The sequence below is a fragment of the Streptomyces sp. NPDC057137 genome, assembly GCF_042670825.1.
Lineage (GTDB): Bacteria > Actinomycetota > Actinomycetes > Streptomycetales > Streptomycetaceae > Streptomyces.
In genome coordinates this window covers 1-19,713 of record NZ_JBHUUW010000052.1, presented here as the reverse complement: position 1 = coordinate 19,713, position 19,713 = coordinate 1, and the positions used below count along the sequence as shown (strand labels likewise).

Below are 19,713 nucleotides of genomic sequence, written 5' to 3'. Positions count from 1 at the left end.
CGCACGCTCAGATGCCGCCGTCCTCCCTCCGGTGCAGTTGCTCGGACAGCTCCGCGGCCAGCGACTTGACGGTCTCCAGCCCGGCTCTCCCCCACTGCCGGGGCTGGGTGTCGATGACGCACACGGTGCCGAGCGCGATACCGGTGCGGTCGATGAGCGGCACGCCCAGATAGGAACGCAGGCCGGTCTCGTCGACCATGGCGTTGCCGGCGAAGCGCGGGAAGTCGCGTACGTCCTCCAGGACGAGAGCCTTGCGCCGTACCACCACATGGGGGCAGTAGCCGTGGTCCCGGTCCCTGAAGCGGCCCGTCTCGGGGGCCGGGGTGTGCAGCCCGGCGTAGAACTGCCGTTCCTCGTCGACGAAGTTGACCATCGAGTACGGCGTGCCCGCGAGTTGGGCGAGATGCAGCGCGAAGGCGTCGAAGGCGGGCTCGGGCCACTCGCCGAGCCCGAGCAGACGCAGCCGCCGTACTCGGTCGGGCGCGTCCCGGTCGACGGGGGTGAGGAGCAGCCGACCGATGGGGTCGTACCTCATAACGCGCCCCCGTCGTCCGGGCCGACGCCGCTCGCGACGGCGTTGCTGTCGACGGCGTTGTTGTCAACGGCGTTGCTCTCGACGGCGGTACCGACTGCGCTGTCCCCGGCGGCCTCAGCGGCGGTTTCGGCGGCGCCGCCGGCCGGAACGGCGGTGAGCAGGTGCTGGACGAGGGTGACCAGCGTCTGGATCCCGGAGCTGGCGATGCGCGCGTCGCATATCACGACGGGCACCTCCGGCCGGAGGTCGATCGCCGCCCGTACCTCCTCCGGGTCGTAACGGAAGCTGCCGTCGAACTCGTTGACCGCGACGATGAATCCGATGCCGCGCTGCTCGAAGAAGTCCACGGCGGAGAAGGAGTTCTCCAGCCGCCGCGTGTCGGCGAGGACGATCGCGCCGAGTGCGCCCCGGCAGAGTTCGTCCCACATGAACCAGAAGCGTTCCTGGCCGGGAGTGCCGAAGAGATAGAGCACATGGCGCTCGTCGAGAGTTATCCGGCCGAAGTCCATGGCGACGGTGGTCGAGGTCTTCAGCTCGACGCCCGTCAGATCGTCCGTCTCCGCCCCGACCTGCGTCAGCAGTTCCTCGGTGCTCAGCGGCGCGATCTCGCTGACCGATCCCACGAATGTCGTCTTGCCCACCCCGAAGCCACCCGCCACCAGGACCTTGAGCGCGGTGGGAAAGGGGGTGGGAAAGGAGTCAGAGCTGTCGTCGTAGACCATCGAGTACTGCCTCCAGAAGGGAACAGTCGCTGGGATTGTCGAAGTTGTGCGGTGGCCGCACGGTGACCGCGCCGCTGTCCATCAGGTCGGAGAGCAGAATCTTTGTGACGACGGCGGGCAGCCGCAGATGTCCGGCGATCTCCGCCACCGACGTCGGCCCCTGGCAGAGGCCGAGCGCCTCGCTGTGCTCGGGGCCGAAATACATCTGGCTCGCGGCGCCCGTGGCCATGACCAGCGACATCAGATCCAGCTCCGCCGTCGGGCGGGTACGGCCGCCGCTGACCGTGTACGGGCGGATGAGCCGGCCCGCGGCGTCGTCCAGCCACGGCCCGTCCGTCGGGACCGTCACGTTCACGGCCCCGTGACGCTCGATGTGGTGCCGGCCGCCTGCCTGACCGGCGTCGCCAGGTAGGGCCTGACGCTCTTGACCAGCATCGCCATCTCGTAGCCGAGGACGGCGGCGTCCGCCTCGCGGCCGGCCAGCACGGCCAGGCAGGTGCCCGAGCCCGCTGTCGAGACGAAGAGCAGGGTGGAGTCCAGCTCGACCACCACCTGGCGGACCTCGCTGGTGTCGCCGAAGCGCGCACCGGCGCTGCGGCCGAGCGAGTAGAGGCCGGAGGCGAGAGCGGCCATGTGGTCGGCGCTGTCCGGGTCGAGGCCGTGGACGGATCTGACGAGTCCGTCGGAGGAGAGAAGTACCGCGCTGCGGGTGTACGGCACCCGTTGGACCAGGCCGCTGAGCAGCCAGTCGAGGTCGGAGACGTGGCCTGTCGGCGCATCGCTCGCCATGGTGATCTACTCCTAGTGGGGGTTGTCCGGGTCTTGGCGTCGCTGATCCGGCAGGCCCGTCACGGGCGCGGGAATGGGCGCGGGACTGGGGGCGGGAGCTGGGACTGCGGCGGGGGTTGGGGTGGGATCGGGCCCGGGGTCCCTGGCGGGCTGGGCCTCCGCGAGGCCGATGCCGCGCTGGAAGGCGGCCATCAGACCGGGATCGTGCAGAACCGGTTCGTCATCGCCCGGCGGGGCGGGGGCGTCCCGCAGTTGGGGGACGAGGTGCTCCTGGCTGCGGCGCTTGGGCAGTTGGGGCCGGTCCATGGTGCCGCGCACGACGCCGGGTGCGGAGTAGTCCGAGGACGGGTCCGACACGGGAAGGAACTCGGGCAGGAACTCGGGCTGCGGAGGGCCGTCCGGCTGCGGGGTTTGTTCCGGCTCGGGCGGCCGGGGCCGCGAGATCGAGCTGGTACGCGCGGCGCGCTCACCGCGTACGGGCAGCGGCCGGCGTCCCGAGGTCCGCCGGTGGGAGCGTTGCCCTCGGGGCTGCTGGGGATACGGCTGCCGGGTCTCTTCCGTTACGGGGCCGGGCCCCGCCTCGTACACCTGTACAGGTACGGGCGGCGGCGTCGGTGGCGGGACCGCTTCCTGGACGGGGAGGGGTACGGGCTCGGGTACGGTCCCCGGTCCGGCCGTGGGTCCGGGCGTGGGCGCGTTCCCCGTCAGGGGCACTCCCGGAGCGGCCTGCCCCGCCTGGCCGACCTGCTGCGGGCCTTCGCCGTCCTCTGCGCCCAACAGCGCCCGCGGCAGCACCAGTACGGCCTGGATTCCGCCGTAGATGTTGGCGTGCAGCCGGACGGCGATGCCGTGCCGGCGGGCGAGGGCCGACACCACGAACAGCCCGATCCGGCCGTCCTGGAGGAGATGGGCGACGTTGACCTGGTCGGGGTCGGCGAGCAGCGCGTTCATCCGCTTCTGCTCGTCGGCGGGCATGCCGAGCCCGCGGTCCTCGACCTCGATGGCCAGCCCGGAGGTGACCTGCTGGGCCCGGAGCAGGACTTGGGTGTGCGGCGCGGAGAACAGCGTGGCGTTCTCGACCAGTTCGGCCAGCAGGTGGACGACGTCGGCGACGGCGTGGCCGCGCAGGGTGCCGTTGATCGGCGGCACGAGTTTGACGCGTGGGTACTGCTCCACCTCGGCGATGGCGGAGCGCAGCACCTCGGTCAGGGTGACCGGCCGGCTCCACTGGCGGCGCGAGATGGCTCCGCCGAGTACGGCGAGGTTCTCGGCGTGCCTGCGGATGCGGGTGGCGAGATGGTCGACCTGGAAGAGACCTTTCAGCAGGTCCGGATCCTCGACCTTGTTCTCCAGTTCGTCCAGGAGCTGGATCTCCCGGTGCACGAGTGACTGGAGTCTGCGGGCGAGGTTGACGAAGACCTCGACCTTCTGTTCGTTGCCGACGCTGCTCGACAGCCGGGACGCCTGGACGACGGCGGCGACCGCGTGCTCCTGGGACCGCCCCAGTTCCTGGGCGAGCAGGTCGAGTTCGTCGCCGACGGGGGCGTGCACCACGGGTGCGCGGCGCGGCGGCGGTCCCTCGCCGCGGCGGAGCTGTTCCACGACGCCGCGCAGGTCGGCCTGGGCGCGGGCGCTCGACCGGCGCAGCGCGTTGCTGCGGTCGATCACGGATTTCGAGGCGCGGTCGGCCCCGACGGCGGCGGCGGTGGCCGCGACGACGCCGATGAGCACCGAACCGACGACGGCGGCCCAGATCTCGGGGGTCGGCCGCACTCCGCCGGAGCGGATGGTGACGAGCAGGGCGAGCAGGCCGCTGAGCGTGGCTATGACGGTCGGCAGCACGGCGGCGCGCAGGAGTTGGGGGCGTATCCGGGCTTCGGGCGGCGCCGGCGCGTCGGGCCCTGGTGTGGGCGGGCCCTTGGCGGGCGACGCCTTGGCCGAGGGCGCGCGAGTGCCCGGCCGGCCGTGCCGGCCGCCTTCTCGGCGATCGGGTCGCGCGGTGGGTGCGCGAAGTTGAGACATCAGTGTCCTCGGTACGTGGGGCCCCAGGCATCAGGTGTTCTGCGGCGGTGTCGTCGGTGTGTGGCGGCGGGCGGACATGCGTAAGAAGCCCAGCGTTGATCACCGAGCACTCACGGTAGTTGGCGAATAGTCAGTTGTGGCGGGCAGTTGCCGAACTTGCCCACAGAGCATCCCGCTCTGGTATGAGCCATCGCACAACAGTCCGAAACAGTGCAATCACCCTGAGGGCCGGAGCGGTTGCCCACGTCTCCGGCCCTCGTCCGCCTCACGCCCCCGCCTCACACCCCCGTACGACGGGGGTCTCGGCCACTCCCCTACTCCCCGGCGAGGATCACCGAGCGGGTGAGGTGGCGCGGCCGGTCCGGGTCGAGACCGCGCGCGTCGGCGAGCGCGAGGGCGAGGCGCTGGATCCGTACGAGTTCGGCCAGCGGGTCGAGTTCACCGGCCACCCACAGCCCGCCGGTCGCGCCGACCTGCTCGGCGAGCCCGTCGGGCGCGGGCCCGAGCAGCCAGGTCGCCGTGCCCTCGGTGGTGATGCTGATGGGGCCGTGCCGGTACTCCATGGCGGGGTACGACTCCGTCCAGGCGAGCGCCGCCTCCCGCATCTTGAGCGCGCCCTCGTTGGCGAGCCCGACGGTCCAGCCCTGCCCGAGGAAGGTGAACTGCGAGCAGTCGGTGACCCCTTCGGGCAGCGGCTCCGCCACGGCCCGCTCCCCGTCGGCGACCACCGACGCGGTGTGCAGCCCGAGGTGGGCGCGGAGGAGGGTGAGCGCCGTGGTGGCGAACCGGGTCTGCACGACGGACTGTTCGTCGGCGAAGTCGAGCACGACCAGGTCGTCGGCGGCCGAACGGATCGGCGTCTCGGGGTCCGCGGTGATCGCGGTCGTACGGGCCGTACCGCGGGCGGCGGCCAGCAGTTGAAGGACCTCCGTGGTGGTGCCTGACCGGGTCAGCGCCACGACGCGGTCGTAGCGACGGCCCGCCGGGAACTCGGAGGCGGCGAAGGCGTCGGTCTCACCCTGCCCGGCGCCCTCCCTCAGCGCCGCGTACGCCTGGGCCATGTAGTACGAGGTGCCACAGCCGACGACGGCCGTGCGCTCACCGGCCTCGGGCAGCCGGCCCGAGCCGCGCAGGCCGTCGGCCAGCTCCGCCGCCCGGCTCCAGCTCGCGGGCTGGCTGGCCAGTTCCGTCTGGACAAACGTCACGTCGGCTCTCCACTCTCGATCTCACCGCATCAGGAATGCTTGTTCGTGCATGTTAGAGCAGACTTTCAAGCATCTTCAAGCAGACTCTTCCAGGCTGGGAGGTGCTTGAATGATCCGAGGCGTGACGAAGGAGATGCGGTGGACCGGTACGAACGGCACAACACCCTGCTCGAACTGCTCGCCGAGCGGGGCCGGCTGGACGTCGACGACGTCGCCGCCGAGCTGTCCGTGTCGGCGGCGACCGTACGCAGGGACCTCGACCATCTCGCCGAGCAGCAGTTGCTCACCCGCACCCGGGGCGGGGCGGTGGCGCACTCCGTCTCGTACGGGCTGCCGCCGCGCTACAAGTCGGTGGGGCGGTCGGCGGAGAAGCAGCGCATCGGCCGCGCCGCCGCCGCGCTGGTGGACCGGGGCATGGTGATCGGGCTCAACGGCGGTACCACGACGGCCGAGGTCGCGCGGGCCGTCGCCACGCGGCCCGATCTGGCCGACATGCCGCACCGGGGCGGCGAGCCCGCCGTGACCCTGGTGACGAACGCGCTGAACATCGCGCATGAACTGGCCGTGCGCCCGCACATCAAGATCGTGACCACGGGCGGGGTGGCCATGCCGCAGTCGTACGAGCTGGTGGGGCCGCTGGCCCGGCACATCCTGGGCGAGGTGAGCCTGGACATCGCCTTCATCGGCGCCGACGCCGTCGACGCGGAGGCGGGGGCGAGTGCGCACAGCGAGCACGAGGCGAGCATCAACGCGCTCCTCGCCGCACGGGCGCGCAGGCTCGTGGTGGTGGCGGACAGCTCGAAGCTGGGCACGCCGGCGTTCGCCCGGATCTGCCCGACGGACGCCATCGACACACTGATCACGGACACCGGCGCCCCCGAACAGGCGAAGCTGTTCGAGGATCGCGGCGTCACGGTGGTCCAGGTCTGAGCGCTCGGCCCGCCGAGCCCGGAAGGCCCCCCGAGCCCGGAAGACCCGGCGAACCTGGCGGACCTGGCGTTACGGCGCGCTCTGCGCGGAGGGTGCCGTCCCGGCGGAGCCCGCACCGGGGCCGGTCGTGCCGCCGGTGCCCGGCGCCTGGTCCGCCTTGCCCGGCTCCGCGCCGGAGGCCGAAGCCGTCGCCGTGGCCGTCGCCGAGACGGACGCCTTGTCCCCGGCCGGTACCGCCTCCGGCCAGCCGTCGACCGGTGCGACGGCGACGGAGCGCCACCACGGGGTGCCGGGGATGCTGTCGGTCAGCGTCGGCTCGTAGGACTCGCCCGGACGCGGCAGCGCGATCCGTACGCCCGCCTCCGCCGCCGCGGTGACCGTGCCCTCGCCGGGCTCGGACCACGGGTGCGGGGCCAGGTTGAACGTGCCCCAGTGGATCGGCAGCATCACACCGGACGGGCTGCCCTGCTGGAGGTCGACGTGCGCCCGCAGACCCTCGGCCGGGGTCATGTGGATGTCCGGCCAGTATTCGCTGTAGGCGCCGATCTGGATCATCGTGGCGTCGAAGGGGCCGTGCGCCGCGCCGATGTCACGGAAGCCGGAGAAGTAGCCGGTGTCGCCGCTGTGGTAGATCCGGTGCTCAGGTCCCGCGACGGCCCAGGACGCCCAGAGGGTGTGCTGCTGGTTGCGCAGGCCACGGCCGCAGAAGTGCCGGGCGGGTGTCGCGGTGAACGAGATGCCCGCGACCTCCGCCGTCTCGTTCCAGTCCAGCTCGCGCAGGCGGGCGGCGGGAACGCCCCAGCGCTCCAGGTGCGCGCCGACGCCCAGCGGCACGGCGAAGATGGTGTTCGTGGAGGCGAGGCCCTTGATCGTCGGCAGATCGAGGTGGTCGTAGTGGTCGTGCGAGATGACGACGACGTCCACCGGCCCGAGTGCGGCGAGCGAGACGGGCACGGGGTGCAGCCGCTTCGGTCCGGCGAAGGAGAAGGGGGAGCAGCGCTCGCCCCAGACCGGGTCGAAGAGCACGCGCCGGCCGTCGATCTCGGCGAGGACGCTGGAGTGACCCATCCAGGTCAGCCGCAGCCCGGAGGCGGGAGGTACGGCGAGGTCCGCCAAGGTGTCCTGGTGAACGGGGATCGGAGTGGCGGGCGCCCGCCGGACGCGCGCCTCCTTGCTGAGGTAGACCTTCGACATCTCCAGCATGGAGCCGGAGGGTCTGATTCTGGCGGTGCCCTCGGGATTCTGGAACACACCGTCGGCGAAGTTCGGGGAGTTGTGGATCCGCTCCAGGCGCTTGCCGGCCGAGTCGGCCCCGAAGGCCTCGGACCGCATCGCGCGCAGCCGGGAGCGGAGTGAGGGTGGGGTGCCGGCGCCGTTCACTGCATCTCCTGAAGGTTCGGGTTCATCACATTATGAGCCGTTTCCATGACCCGGGTGCCACGCCGGCTGCGCCGTCCGTGGCACCTTCGTGCAACGTGCGGACGATCTCCCGGATTCCCGCACCCGGCCGCCGACGGGCGAGATCCGGCCATGCGGACGGTCCCCCGACAGTCACCCGGTGACGTCTTTGACAGCCGTGCACCCCGCTCCCGATACTGACCGTCCATTCAGTTACGGATTCGGTTACGGCACCCGGAGGCACCCTTGTCCCCCCTGATATCGCTGACCTGGAGCGACCATGTGACCGGCCGCGAGGGGTATCTGGTCGTCGACCGGCTGGTGCGCGGCGTCTCCAGCGGTGGACTGCGGATGCGCGACGGCTGCTCGCTCGACGAGGTGACCGGGCTGGCCCGTGGCATGACCATGAAAGAGGCCCTGCACTACAACGACGACCCGTCGGCGCGCTACATCCCGCTCGGCGGCGCCAAGGGCGGTATCGACTGCGATCCCCGGGACCCGGCGGCGTACGGCATCCTCGTCCGCTACCTGCGCGCCGTACGGCCGTACATCGAGACCGTCTGGACCATGGGCGAGGACCTGGGGCTGACCCAGGACCTGGTCGACAGGGCCGCCGCCGAGGCGGGGCTCGTCTCGACCATCCAGGCGATCCATCCGCTCCTCGACGACGAGGCGGCCGCGCGGCGGCGGCTCGCCGACGCCTTCGCCGTGGACGTCGACGGCATCGGCCTGGACGAACTGGCCGGCGGCTGCGGAGTGGCCGAGTCCGCGCTCACCGCGCTCGACCGGGCGGGGGTGCCGTACGAGGGGACACGGGTCGCGGTGCAGGGGCTGGGGACCATGGGCGGGGCGACGGCCCGGTTCCTCGTCCGGGCCGGACTCACGGTCGTGGCCGTCGCGGACGTCAAGGGGACCGTCGCCTGTCCGGAGGGCCTGGACGTCGAGTCGCTTCTGGCCGCGCGTGACGCGTTCGGGACGGTGGACCGCGCGGTGCTGCGGCCCGGCGACCGCGAACTGCCGGGCGACGCCTGGCTGTCGGCGGACGCCGAGATCCTGGTGCCCGCGGCCGTGTCGTACGCGATCGACGCCACCAACCAGGCCCGTGTCACGGCCCGTTGGATCGTCGAGGCGGCGAACATGCCTGTCCTGGCCGACGCGGAGGAACTGCTGGCCGCGCGCGGGATCACGGTACTGCCGGACGTCGTCGTCAACTCCGCCACGAACGCCTGGTGGTGGTGGACCCTCTTCGGCGACATCGGCCCCGACGCGGACGAGGCCTTCGCCCACACGCGGCGCTCCATGCGCGCGCTGACGGAGCTGATGCTGGAACGCGCGGAAGCCGGGCGTACGACTCCGAGAGCCGCCGCGCACGCGATCGCCGCCGATCGACTGCCCCTGATCGCCGAACGGTTCGGGCACTACCGCTGACCGGCGGGTACGTGATCGCCGGTGTACAGGCAGGCGGTACGTGTCAACCGGCTGGGGTTAGGGTTCAGTTGTGGCGAGAGTACGGCTGAGTGTGGAGGAGCGGCGCGAGGACCTGCTGCGCGCCGCCGTCGAGCAGATCCAGGCACGGGGGGTGGCCGCCGTGCGCATCGCCGACGTCGCCGCCGTCCTCGGGGTGAGCAACGCCCTGGTGCTGTACCACTTCTCCACGAAGGAGAAGCTTCTCGCCGCGGCCTTCCGGCACGCCGCCGAGGAAGATCTCGCGCAGTTGCGGGAGTTGCTCGGCCGCCGTACCGGCGCGCTGTCCCGGCTGCACGCCGCGACCCGCTGGTACGCGCCGACCGGCGAGGCCAAGGGGTGGCGGCTGTGGATCGAGGGATGGGCGGCGGCGCCGCGCGAGCCCGCGCTCCACGAGGTGGCCAGCGAACTCGACCAGCAGTGGAAGGCCGCGCTCGCGGCCGTCATCACCGAGGGCGTGGACGCCGGTGAGTTCCGTTGCGCCGACCCGGTCGCGACGGCCTGGCGGCTGACGGCGCTGCTGGACGGTCTCGCGGTGCAGATGACGTCGTACGCGGGATCGCTCACCCGCGCCACCCTGCTGGAGTGGTCGGACGAGGCGCTGGCGCGGGAACTGGGCATCGACACGGCGGCACTCACCGCCGAAGGCCCGTCATGACCGGTCCCGCCGGGTGATGGACACCCGCCTCCGGCCCGCGCCACCACGGCCATACTGAGGCGGACATCCGGAATCCGGCACTAAGGTGGAGACTGTGGCTCAGCAGCAGACCGAACATCCGGACGTCGATCGCGATGGGCCGGGGGCCGGTCCGGAAGGCGAACCGAGCCATGACGTGCTCGTCCTCGGCGGCAGCGGCGTCGACACCGTGGTCCGTGTCGACTCACTCCCCGTCCCGCTCGCTGACTCGGTCGGTGTCGGGCCGATCCGCGAATGGCCGGGACAGACCGGCGGCAATGTGGCCCTGGGCTGTCATGCCCTCGGACTGAACGTCAAATTTCTCGACTTCATCGGTGACGACTGGACGGGCGGTCAGGTCCGCGAGCATCTCGCCAAGGGCGGCGTGGACTTCGAAGGGATGATCTCGCCCGCCGGCACCCGTCGCGCGGTCAATCTCGTCGAGAAGACCGGCCGAAGGATGTCCTTCCACGACGCGCGCGATCCGGACGACCTGCGGATGCCGCGCGAGTTCTACCTGCCGCACCTGAAGCGGGCCCGCCATGTCCATGTGTCGATCACGAACTTCACCCGGTATCTGTTCGACGACATCATCGAAGAGGGCGTCCCGGTCTCGACCGACCTGCACGACTGGGACGGGGTGAACGCCTACCACCGGGAGTTCGCCTACCGCGCGGATCTGGTCTTCCTCAGCGCCGCCGGCGCGCGCGAGCGGATAGCGCCGGTGATGCGGGAGATCCTGCGCGAGGGCAGGGCGCAGGCGGTGGTGGCCACGGCGGGCGCCGGCGGCTCGTATCTGCTGACCCGCGAGGGCAGCCGTACCCCCCGGCCGATCCCGGCGACCGTCCCGCCCGCACCGGTGGTGGACTCCAACGGCGCGGGCGACGCGTATGTCGCCGGTTTTCTGTACGGGCGGCTGGCCGGGCGGGATCTGGACGACTGCGCGCGCCTCGGCGCGGTCGCGGGCGCCTACGCCTGCACGGTGGAGGGCAGCTCGTCGCTGATCGGCGCCGACGCGCTGCTGTCCCGCCAGGGGTGATTCGTGGCCTGTCCGGACGATCGACGACCGAGGACAGGCCCGGAATCCCAACCGGTCAGGTCTGCCTCATCGGTTCGTACTCGTCGGCGCCCAGGCCGAACGTCCAGGCCACGCCCTCCTTGGCGGTACGCGTCCCCGGCGGCACCCGCAGCCAGTAGGTGCGGCTCGTGCCGTCGGGTTCGGGGGTGGAGTTGACGACCTCGACCATCACGACGTCCTCGTCGCCTTCGAGCGCTATCCGCCAGAGGATGCCGGTCTCGTCCTTGCCCATCGGCTTGGCGTCGGACTCGGTGAGATAGCGGTCGTAGCCGTAGTGCTCCAGCATCACGCGGCGCAGTTCGGCGTTCTCCTCGGCGCGGATCCGCGCCGGGTCGAGCGAGGTGAGTTCGGCGAGGAAGTCGGCCGGGACGGGCATGCCGCGCCACGCGTAGAGAGCGAAGCCGTCCGGGTAGGCGAGGGCCGGGCCGTCACCGCGGTCGAGGCGTCCGGCCTCGTCACGGTGCAGTTCCACGGGGCGTTCGCAGACCACCGTCACGTTCTCGTACGGCCACCACCAGCCGGCGTGGGCCGCCACCTCGGCGAGTCCCGTGAGCCGGTCGCCGCGACCGTCGAAGGCGGCGAGCCAGGCGGCGTCGTGCTGACCGAGGACCGCGTCGAGCAGCAGCTGACGTGTCGCGGGAAGGTCGGCCGCCTCCGTGCCGAGTGTTTCGGTGATGCCGGAGCGGATCCGCTCGGCGAGCGCGCGGGTGGTGTCCCAGAGCCGGGCGCCGGTGGCACTCCACCACTCGGCCCAGCCCGCCGGGCCCAACTCGTCGTGGATACGCCGCCGTTCCTCCGCCCACGGCTTGGTGCGGACCTCCTCACGGACCGATCTGCCCTGATCCGTGAGGGACCGGACGGCGGCGAGTCCGGCGAGCGGGGAGTCCGCCCAGATGATCCGCGCCGGCTCGGTCAGTCCCGCCGTGCGGTAGGCGAGCCGTATTCCCGCCTCGGCCGCCGGCCGGTCGGCCGCCCCCGTCGCCGCCGCGACGCCCCGCCACTTGTCCACATGCTGCATGTCTGAAGCCCCGTCCCCTGTCGTCACTGTCCCGTGTACCACCGTGTACCGCGAACTGCCGTGCACCGCGTACTGCCGTCTGTTTCGTACTGCCGTCTACCGCGAACTGCCCTGCCCTGCCGTCGGTCGTCGCCGCTCAGTCGGCGACGACGCGCACCGCACCCGGCAAGTACTCGCGCTGGCGCACCACGCGAAACCACCCCTTGGGCAGCGGGATCGCCGCGTGCTCCTCGTGCACCACCCGGCCGCCCTCCGGCAGATGCAGCAGCATCGGCCCGAACTCGCCGCCCGTCTCCCGGACGAGCAGGCCGGGGCCCGTCACCGCGTGGGCGTGTCCCGTGACCTCACCGAGCGCCAGGACGAGGCGGCCCCGCGCGTCCCTCGGCTCGCTCCGCGCCTCGGCGATCCCGGACGGCACACTCTCGTCCGCGACGGGCACGATGAGCACGTCTCCCTGCCGGTACATGGCTCTCCCCTCGACCGGCGGCGCCGAGTGCGCCGACCTGTGAACGACGCTAGACCGTGGGTCTGACAACGGCCTCCGCCCCCGAACCGGGCTTGTCAGTGGGGCCTGTTACAACTTCTCTCAGCAACAAGCCGATCAACGCCGACGCCCGGTGTCTGGAGCACTCGCCATGACCGTTTCGAACAACATGCAGGAGTTGGACGGCCTGCCCGCGTTCGACTTCCCCGACGCCGAAGCCGAAGGGAAGGCGAAGTTCCCCGACGCCGGGTCGGTGGCCTGGCGCGTGAGCGTCCCGGCGTACGACAGCGAGGAGGAGTGGGAGTCGGCGTTCGCCCGCTTCGTCAAGGCCGTCGACACCACCGAGGTCCGCGCGCTGATAGTCGGCTCGTGGAGCGATGCCTACGACACCTCTCCCGAGAAGGTGATCGAGGCCATCGTCACGGCGAGGGACCAATTCCCCTCTCTCAGGGCGCTGTTCGTGGGTGACATCACCTACGAGGAGTGCGAGATCTCATGGATCAACCAGACGGCCATGGCGCCGCTGATCAACGCACTCCCGCAGCTGCGCTCGTTCGGGGTGCGCGGCGGCCAAGAGCTGAACATGACCGGCATCAAGCACGAGGGGCTCCGGTCGCTGACCGTCGAGACCGGCGGTCTCGACGCCGACGTCGTGCGGAACATCGGCGCGGCCGAACTGCCCGCGCTCGAACATCTGGACATCTGGCTGGGCGTGTCCTGGTACGGCGCGAACACGATCGTGGCGGACCTGGATCCCTTCCTCACCGGAGCGCGGCTGCCCGCACTGAAGTCACTGGCGCTGCGCAACAGCGAGATTCAGGACGACATCGCGGCGGCGCTGGCGGGAGCGCCGGTCGTGGCGCGGCTGGAGACGCTCGACCTGTCGATGGGCACTCTCGGCGACGACGGCGCCGAGGCGCTGCTCGGCGGTCAGCCGCTCACCCACCTCAAGAAGCTCGATCTGCACCACCACTACGTGAGCGAGCCGATGCGGGAGCGGATCCGCGCGGCGCTGGAGCCGGCCGGTGTGGTCGTGGACCTCTCGGAGTGCGAGTCCGCGAGGGACGACGAGTCGCGCTACACGGCGGTGGCGGAATGAGCGACGCTGTCGAGATCAACCCCTTCGAGCAGCTCTACGGACTGCCCTTCTTCACCCTCCCCCTCGACGAGGTCCCGGCGCCGGGGGCGCTGCCCGAGCCCGACGCCGTCGCCTGGCGGCTCGACTGCGGGTATGACGAGCAGTGGACTTTCGCCAGGGTGTGGCAGCGGTTCACGGACGTCGTGGACACCGAGCGCGTGCGCGCGCTGGTCATCGGTCCGTGGTGGACCGGCGACTACTCGGGGCTGGCCCCCGCCATGGAGCTGATCATCGCCGACGCGGCACGGTTCCCCGCTCTGCGCGGGCTGTTCCTTGCGGACGTGGACGGCGAGCGGTGCGAGATCTCCTGGCTGCGGATGACCGACGTCACCCCGGCGATCGAGGCGTTCCCACTGCTTGAGGAGTTCGGTGCGCAGGGCTGCGGCGACACGTACGACGACGGTGATCTGCGACTGCGGCCGGTGAAGCACGAGCATCTGCGCGTGCTGCGTCTCGAATCGGGCGGGCTGCCGGGCTCCGTCGTCCGCGCCGTCGGCGCGAGCGAGCTGCCCGCGCTGGAGCATCTGGAGCTGTGGCTGGGCGTCTCCGAGTACGGCGGCAGCGCCACCGTCGCCGATCTGGCGCCCTTCCTCGACGGCGGCCGATTCCCGCGGCTGCGCCATCTGGGGCTCCAGAACAGCGAGCTCCAGGACGAGATCGTCGGCGCAGTGGCCTCGGCGCCGGTCGTGGCCGGGCTCGAATCACTGGCGCTGTCCATGGGCACGCTCGGCGACGAGGGCGCCGAGGCGCTCCTCGCCGGCCAGCCGCTCACCCACCTCGAAGAGCTGGACCTGGACCACCACTTCATGTCGGCGGACTGGACCGGGCGGATCCGGGAGGCTCTGGAGCCGCACGGTGTGCGGGTGAAGCTGGAGCCGGCCGACGACATCGACGAAGACGACGACTGGCGTTATGTCGCCGTCTCCGAGTAGCGGCGAGCCGCGCCTGGCGGTCGTCGGCAATCCCGCCAACCGCCGGGTCCGGCTGTTCCAGGAAGCGGTCGGGGCGGCGGGCCTGCCGCCGGCCCGTGAGGTGGCCTGGCTCGATGTGCTGGGCGGGCGTGCCGAGTTCCGGCGCGGTGAGGTCGTACGGGTCGAGTCACCGGGCGAGGACGCGGCGGTGGAGCGGCTGTTGCGTGGCGCTGCCGATCCGACGCGGGTCGAGGGCACCGCGGTCTGGTACGAGCGGTTCACCTCCGCCGTACGCGAGTTGGGCCGTGCCGTACGGGACGCGGGGGCTCATCTCCTGGACGACCCGGACGAGTTGGCGGTGCTGTTCGACAAGCGGCTGTGCCACGGGGTGCTGGACCTGGCCTCCGTACCCGTACCGCCGTCGCCGACCTCGGGGCCCGGCGCCCCGCCCGTGCGTGGCTGGGACGACGTACGCGCGCTGATGGGCGAGCCCGGCATGCGCCGGGCGTTCGTCAAGATCGCTCATGGCTCCTCGGCCTCCGGAGTGCTGGCCGTCGAGATCGCGGGTCCCGGCCGGGTGCGCGCGACGACCTCGGTCGAACGCGACGCGGCGGGGCGGCTGTTCAACTCGCTGCGGGTACGGCGGCTGACCACCGAGCCCGAGGTGGCGGCGATCGTCGACGCGCTGGCCCCGGACGGGCTGCATCTCGAGCGGTGGCTGCCGAAGGCCACACAGCACGGCCGGGCGGCCGACCTGCGGGTGGTGGTCGTCGCGGGACGCGCGACACACGCTGTCGTACGGACGAGTTCGTCGCCCATGACCAACCTGCATCTCGGCGGGGCACGCGGCGATCTGAACGCGGTGCGGGCGGCGACCGAAGCGGCGGGCGGCGGGGCGAGTTGGGGCGCCGCCCTGGAGATCTGCGAGCGGGCCGCGGCCTGCTTCCCCGGCACGCACTGCGTGGGGGTGGACCTGCTGCCGTCGACCGGCTGGCGCCGCTTCGCCGTCGGCGAGGTCAACGCCTTCGGCGATCTGCTGCCCGGTCTCACCGGACTGCCGGGCAGCGGCGCGGAGGGCCTGGACACGTACGGGGCGCAGCTCGCGGCTCTGCGGGCGGGCGTGGGAGGGGAGCACCGTGCACGCCTCTGAGATGACGGGGTCCGGTGTCCCGGGTGTCGAGGTCATGGGTGCTGATGTGCCAGGTTCCGGGACGGCGGGTGCGGGGCTGCCCGACATGAGTCGCGTCGTGGGCCACGACGACCTGTTGCTGGTCACCCTCGACACGCTGCGGTACGACGTGGCCGCCGAGCTGGCCGCGGCGGGCCGACTGCCGAATCTCGCCCGCCATCTCCCCGGCGGGCGCTGGGAGGAGCGGCACGCTCCCGGCAGCTTCACCTACGCCTCGCACCAGGCGATGTTCGCCGGGTTCCTGCCGACGCCCGCCGCGCCGGGACCGCATCCGCGGCTGTTCGCGGCACGGTTCGAGGGGAGCGAGTCGACGGCCGACAGGACGTTCGTCTTCGACACGCCCGACCTCGTGTCGGGTCTCGCGGACGCCGGGTACCGGACGGTGTGCATCGGGGGTGTCGGCTTCTTCAACAAGCGGGGCGCGCTCGGTTCCGTACTGCCCGGGATGTTCCAGGAGAGCCACTGGGAGCCGGAGTTCGGCGTCGCGTCACCGACGTCGTTCGAGTCGCAGGTGGCCCGCGCGGAGCGGGTCGTGGCCGAACTGCCCGCCGGGCAGCGGCTGTTCCTCTTCGTCAATGTGCCGTCGCTGCACCAGCCGAACTGGTTCCATCTGCCCGGCGCCACCCGTGAGGCGGGTGACTCGCGGCAGACGCACGCCGCCGCGCTCGAATACGTCGACCGGCACATCGGCCGGCTGTTCGCGGCGGCGAGCAGCCGGCGCCGCTGCTTCACGATCGTCTGTTCCGACCACGGCACGGCCTACGGAGACGACGGCTGGACGGGCCACCGCCTGGGCCACGAGTCCGTCTGGACCGTGCCGTACGCCCATTTCTTCCTGGAACCAGGGGCACCCTGATGACCGACACGACCGCCATGACCACCGCCGCCCCGCGCCCGTACGAGAGTTACGTCTACGCCTATCCGCACAAGACCGCGTACCGCCCGCTGGCCGACCGGCCGGCCCTGCGTGAGCTGTGGGCCGGTGAACGCAAGGACGCGCTCTCGCTCTATCTGCACATACCGTTCTGCGAGGTCCGCTGCGGCTTCTGCAACCTCTTCACGCGGATCGGCGCGCCCGACGAGCTGACGACGCGTTATCTGGACGCGCTGGACCGGCAAGCGACCGCCGTGGCCGACGCGCTCCACGGCGACGGCGACGGCGACGACAGCAGGGACGGCGATGGGGTGCGCTTCGCAGCCGCGGCCTTCGGCGGCGGCACGCCCACCTTCCTGACCGCCGGCGAGCTGGAGCGGCTGTGCGACATCGCCGAGAAGCGGATGGGCGCCGATCTGCGGGCCGTTCCGCTCTCCGTGGAGACGTCGCCGTCGACCGCCACGGCCGACCGGCTGTCGGTGCTGGCCGACCGCGGTGCCACCCGGTTGAGCATCGGCGTGCAGAGCTTCGTCGAGGAGGAGGCGAAGGCGGCGGTCCGCCCGCAGCGCCGCTCCGACGTCGAGGCCGCCCTCGGCCGGATCCGGGACGCGCGGATCCCGGTCCTCAACATCGACCTCATCTACGGCATCGACGGTCAGACCCCGCGGTCGTGGCGGCTCTCGCTCGACGCGGCGCTCGCCTGGCGGCCCGAGGAGCTGTATCTCTACCCGCTGTATGCCCGGCCGCTGACCCCGCTCGGGCGGCGCGCGCATCCCAGTGAGGCCGACTGGGACGCCCAGCGGCTGGAGTTGTACCGCCAGGGCAGGGACCATCTCCTCGCGCAGGGCTACGAGCAGGTGTCGATGCGCATGTTCCGCCTCCCCGGCGCGCCGCGCGAAGGGGCGGACGACTACGCGTGCCAGACCGACGGCATGATCGGCCTCGGCTGCGGCGCCCGCTCCTACACCTCGGACCTGCACTACTCCTTCGACTACGCGGTCGGCATGCGCGAGATCCGGAACATCATCGACGCCTACACGACCACCGAGGACTTCTCCCGCGCCGAGGTGGGCCGCGCGGTCGACACGGACGAAGCGCGCCGCCGCCACCTCCTCCAGTCGCTGCTCCAGGCCGAGGGCATGGCGGTGGACGACTACCGGACACGGTTCGGCAGCCGCCCCGACGACGACTTCCCCGTCGAGCTGGACCGCTTCGCCGGCCTCGGCTGGCTCGACACGGACGCCGGGCCCGGTCTGCTGCGCCTCTCGCCGGAAGGTCTCGCCCACTCGGACGCGCTGGGCCCGGCCCTGTTCTCCCCCGCCGTCCGGGCCGCGATGGCCTCGTACGAACTGAAGTGAGGCAGACGTGGACCTGACGATCCTCTACCGAGGCCCGCTCGCCTCCTGCGACTACGACTGTCCGTACTGCCCGTTCGCCAAGCGCCGCGACAGCACGGAGCAGTTGCGCGCGGACCGGGCCGCGCTGGCGCGCTTCACGGCGTGGGCAGCGGAGCGGACGGACGACCGGTTGTCGGTCCTGTTCACCCCGTGGGGCGAGGGCCTCACCCGCTCCTGGTACCGGCGGGCGCTCACCGACCTCTCCCATCTCCCCCATGTCGCGCGGGTGGCCATCCAGACGAACCTCAGCTGCCGTACGGACTGGCTGAAGGCCGCCGACCCGGCGAAGCTGGCCCTGTGGTGCACGTACCACCCCGGCCAGACACCGTACGACCGCTTCCTCACCAAGTGCCGGGAGCTGGGCACCGCGGGCATCCGCTTCAGCGTGGGCGTCGTCGGCTTCCCCGACCACCTCGACCAGGCCCGCCGCCTCCGCGCCGATCTCCCTGACCATGTCTATCTGTGGGTCAACGCGGCGGAGGGACGCGCCTATTCGGACGCGGAGGCCGCCGACTGGACGTCGGTCGACCCCCTGTTCCCGTACAGCCGCCACCCCCACCGCTCGGCCGGCCTCCCGTGCCGTACGGGCGAATCGGTGATCTCGGTGGACGGCGAAGGCACGGTCCGCCGCTGCCACTTCGTCCCCGCGGAGCTGGGCAACCTCTACGACGGCTCGTACCGCGCCGCCCTGCAACCCCGCGCGTGCCCGCTCGCGGTCTGCGACTGCCACATCGGCTACGTCCACCTGGAGACACTGCCGCTGTACGACGTCTTCGCGGGCGGCGTCCTGGAACGGATACCGGCCGCGGCGGCGCCCGTGGGACCGATTCCGCTCCTGGCACCCGCACTTCACCGCCCCGGTCGGTGACTCAGTGCCGCACCAGCGGCAGCAGGTCCGGGCGTTTGGCGACCGTGTGGTCGCCCGAGGACTCGCCGCGGAGGCGGCGGCCGATCCAGGGGACCAGGTATTCGCGCGCCCACTGCATGTCGTCGCGGCGCACCTCCAGCGCGCCGCGGGGAGGCAGCGGCGGCCACGGCTGGTCGGGGCTGACAGGGACGTCGAGGCCGAGGACCTGGGCCGCGCGCAGTGCCACGCGGGTGTGGCCCTCCGGTGACAGGTGCAGCCGGTCGCCGTTCCAGGCGCGTCTGTCCTGGACCGACTTGAGCGACCACAGGTCCAGGACCGGGCAGTCGTAGCGGTCCGCGATGGAGCGGACGTGGGCGGTGAACGTGGCTATCTTGCCGCGCAGATGGCGCAGCACCGGCACGCCCCGGGTGTCGAACCCGGTGGGGACCATGACGGTGCCGACCGCGCTCGTCAGGTCGGCCAGTGCCCGTTCGAAGCGTTCCGCGACGTCGTCGGGGTCGCTGCCTGGCCGGATGATGTCGTTGCCGCCGGCGCAGAACGTCACCAGGTCGGGGGCGAGTTCCTTGGCGCGCGGGATCTGCTCGGCCACGATCTGGTCGAGCAGCCGTCCCCGTACAGCGAGATTGGCGTACCGGAACGAACCGTGGTCGGGGTCGGCGACGGCCGCCCCGTCCGGTGTCCGGTCGGCGAGCAGTACGGCGAGCCGGTCCGCCCAGCCGACATAGATTCCGCCCGGCCCGGGATCGCCGACGCCCTCGGTGAAGCTGTCACCGATGGCGGCGTACGACCCGAAGGCACTTCTGGTTTTTGATCTCGAATCGTCAGCCACAGCTGAACATCATTCACCCGCGTATGTGACCTACGCGACCGTAAGGAGGTGTTGACGCCGGTGAGAAACACCACCGGTCAAAATTCGTTCAAGCCGGAATACGGGAAAGGTCGTTGGCCGGCACACATCAACCACCAAACCCCAAAAACCGCCACCCAAAAAAACCCAAAAAACCCCCAACAAAAA

General features: G+C 71.5%; 19 protein-coding genes and 1 pseudogene. 10 read left to right on the top strand and 10 right to left on the bottom strand.

Annotation, left to right across the window (positions count from 1 at the left end; genetic code table 11):
• Nucleotides 1-7 precede the first annotated feature (7 nt).
• The 6 genes and pseudogenes from ACFT9I_RS30265 to ACFT9I_RS30240 form a co-directional block, all read right to left on the bottom strand.
• Nucleotides 8-535 (bottom strand): GAF domain-containing protein, encoded by a 528-nt coding sequence (locus ACFT9I_RS30265; RefSeq protein WP_382569464.1) that lies wholly within the window; start codon nt 533-535, stop codon nt 8-10.
• Nucleotides 536-675: 140 nt separating this feature from the next.
• A pseudogene (locus ACFT9I_RS30260) lies at nt 676-1,257 on the bottom strand (ATP/GTP-binding protein); the annotation flags it as partial.
• Nucleotides 1,235-1,606 (bottom strand): DUF742 domain-containing protein, encoded by a 372-nt coding sequence (locus ACFT9I_RS30255; RefSeq protein ID WP_382569462.1) that lies wholly within the window; start codon nt 1,604-1,606, stop codon nt 1,235-1,237. The gene ACFT9I_RS30255 and the pseudogene ACFT9I_RS30260, both read right to left, overlap by 23 nt.
• A 2-nt stretch (nt 1,607-1,608) precedes the next feature.
• Nucleotides 1,609-2,046 carry a roadblock/LC7 domain-containing protein gene (locus tag ACFT9I_RS30250; protein ID WP_382569460.1) on the bottom strand — a complete coding sequence of 146 codons (438 nt, stop codon included), beginning with the start codon at nt 2,044-2,046 and terminating at the stop codon, nt 1,609-1,611.
• 12 nt (nt 2,047-2,058) lie between these two features.
• A complete protein-coding gene (locus ACFT9I_RS30245) occupies nt 2,059-4,068 on the bottom strand; it encodes an ATP-binding protein (RefSeq protein WP_382569458.1) in 2,010 nt (669 codons plus the stop codon).
• Between the two features lie 314 nt (nt 4,069-4,382).
• On the bottom strand, nt 4,383-5,273 hold the full coding sequence (locus tag ACFT9I_RS30240; RefSeq protein WP_382569456.1) for an SIS domain-containing protein: 891 nt from the start codon (nt 5,271-5,273) through the stop codon (nt 4,383-4,385).
• Between the two features lie 138 nt (nt 5,274-5,411).
• On the opposite strand from ACFT9I_RS30240, the gene ACFT9I_RS30235 reads away from it, so the two are divergent.
• Nucleotides 5,412-6,203, top strand: coding sequence for a DeoR/GlpR family DNA-binding transcription regulator (locus ACFT9I_RS30235; protein WP_382569454.1), 792 nt, complete (start codon nt 5,412-5,414; stop codon nt 6,201-6,203).
• 69 nt (nt 6,204-6,272) lie between these two features.
• On the opposite strand, the gene ACFT9I_RS30230 is transcribed toward ACFT9I_RS30235, so the two are convergent.
• Nucleotides 6,273-7,535: an MBL fold metallo-hydrolase gene (locus ACFT9I_RS30230; RefSeq protein WP_382569527.1), complete on the bottom strand. Its 1,263-nt coding sequence runs from the start codon at nt 7,533-7,535 to the stop codon at nt 6,273-6,275.
• 312 nt (nt 7,536-7,847) lie between these two features.
• Here ACFT9I_RS30230 and ACFT9I_RS30225 point away from each other — a divergent pair, with 312 nt between their 5' ends.
• The 3 genes from ACFT9I_RS30225 (at nt 7,848) to ACFT9I_RS30215 (ending at nt 10,780) form a co-directional block, all read left to right on the top strand.
• On the top strand, nt 7,848-9,029 hold the full coding sequence (locus ACFT9I_RS30225; RefSeq protein ID WP_382569452.1) for a Glu/Leu/Phe/Val dehydrogenase dimerization domain-containing protein: 1,182 nt from the start codon (nt 7,848-7,850) through the stop codon (nt 9,027-9,029).
• A gap of 70 nt (nt 9,030-9,099) precedes the next feature.
• Nucleotides 9,100-9,723: a TetR/AcrR family transcriptional regulator gene (locus tag ACFT9I_RS30220; RefSeq protein WP_382569450.1), complete on the top strand. Its 624-nt coding sequence runs from the start codon at nt 9,100-9,102 to the stop codon at nt 9,721-9,723.
• Nucleotides 9,724-9,898: 175 nt separating this feature from the next.
• A complete protein-coding gene (locus ACFT9I_RS30215; protein WP_382569525.1) occupies nt 9,899-10,780 on the top strand; it encodes a carbohydrate kinase family protein in 882 nt (293 codons plus the stop codon).
• A gap of 55 nt (nt 10,781-10,835) precedes the next feature.
• Here the strand turns inward: ACFT9I_RS30215 and ACFT9I_RS30210 are convergent, their stop codons facing one another.
• Both ACFT9I_RS30210 and ACFT9I_RS30205 read right to left on the bottom strand, forming a co-directional pair.
• Nucleotides 10,836-11,837 carry a DUF6745 domain-containing protein gene (locus ACFT9I_RS30210; RefSeq protein WP_382569449.1) on the bottom strand — a complete coding sequence of 334 codons (1,002 nt, stop codon included), beginning with the start codon at nt 11,835-11,837 and terminating at the stop codon, nt 10,836-10,838.
• Nucleotides 11,838-11,973: 136 nt separating this feature from the next.
• The gene (locus ACFT9I_RS30205) at nt 11,974-12,303 is read right to left on the bottom strand and encodes a hypothetical protein (RefSeq protein ID WP_382569447.1); all 330 of its coding nucleotides are present in this window, start codon (nt 12,301-12,303) and stop codon (nt 11,974-11,976) included.
• Nucleotides 12,304-12,472: 169 nt separating this feature from the next.
• Here ACFT9I_RS30205 and ACFT9I_RS30200 point away from each other — a divergent pair, with 169 nt between their 5' ends.
• From ACFT9I_RS30200 to ACFT9I_RS30175, 6 genes are all read left to right on the top strand, one after another.
• Complete coding sequence (locus ACFT9I_RS30200; protein WP_382569445.1) at nt 12,473-13,420, top strand: STM4015 family protein; 948 nt, start codon at nt 12,473-12,475, stop codon at nt 13,418-13,420.
• Nucleotides 13,417-14,391: an STM4015 family protein gene (locus tag ACFT9I_RS30195; protein WP_382569444.1), complete on the top strand. Its 975-nt coding sequence runs from the start codon at nt 13,417-13,419 to the stop codon at nt 14,389-14,391. The genes ACFT9I_RS30200 and ACFT9I_RS30195 overlap by 4 nt, the downstream gene beginning before the upstream one ends.
• Nucleotides 14,372-15,520 carry an STM4014 family protein gene (locus tag ACFT9I_RS30190; protein WP_382569442.1) on the top strand — a complete coding sequence of 383 codons (1,149 nt, stop codon included), beginning with the start codon at nt 14,372-14,374 and terminating at the stop codon, nt 15,518-15,520. Before ACFT9I_RS30195 ends, ACFT9I_RS30190 begins: the two co-directional genes overlap by 20 nt.
• 85 nt (nt 15,521-15,605) lie before the next feature.
• Nucleotides 15,606-16,415: an STM4013/SEN3800 family hydrolase gene (locus tag ACFT9I_RS30185; RefSeq protein ID WP_382569523.1), complete on the top strand. Its 810-nt coding sequence runs from the start codon at nt 15,606-15,608 to the stop codon at nt 16,413-16,415.
• Nucleotides 16,415-17,791, top strand: a complete 1,377-nt coding sequence (locus ACFT9I_RS30180; protein ID WP_382569440.1) for an STM4012 family radical SAM protein — start codon at nt 16,415-16,417, stop codon at nt 17,789-17,791. The genes ACFT9I_RS30185 and ACFT9I_RS30180 overlap by 1 nt, the downstream gene beginning before the upstream one ends.
• Nucleotides 17,792-17,798: 7 nt before the next feature.
• Nucleotides 17,799-18,698 carry an STM4011 family radical SAM protein gene (locus tag ACFT9I_RS30175; protein WP_382569439.1) on the top strand — a complete coding sequence of 300 codons (900 nt, stop codon included), beginning with the start codon at nt 17,799-17,801 and terminating at the stop codon, nt 18,696-18,698.
• Nucleotide 18,699: 1 nt separating this feature from the next.
• Here ACFT9I_RS30175 and ACFT9I_RS30170 read toward each other — a convergent pair whose 3' ends face one another.
• The gene (locus ACFT9I_RS30170; protein WP_382569437.1) at nt 18,700-19,527 is read right to left on the bottom strand and encodes an SGNH/GDSL hydrolase family protein; all 828 of its coding nucleotides are present in this window, start codon (nt 19,525-19,527) and stop codon (nt 18,700-18,702) included.
• Nucleotides 19,528-19,713 lie beyond the last annotated feature (186 nt).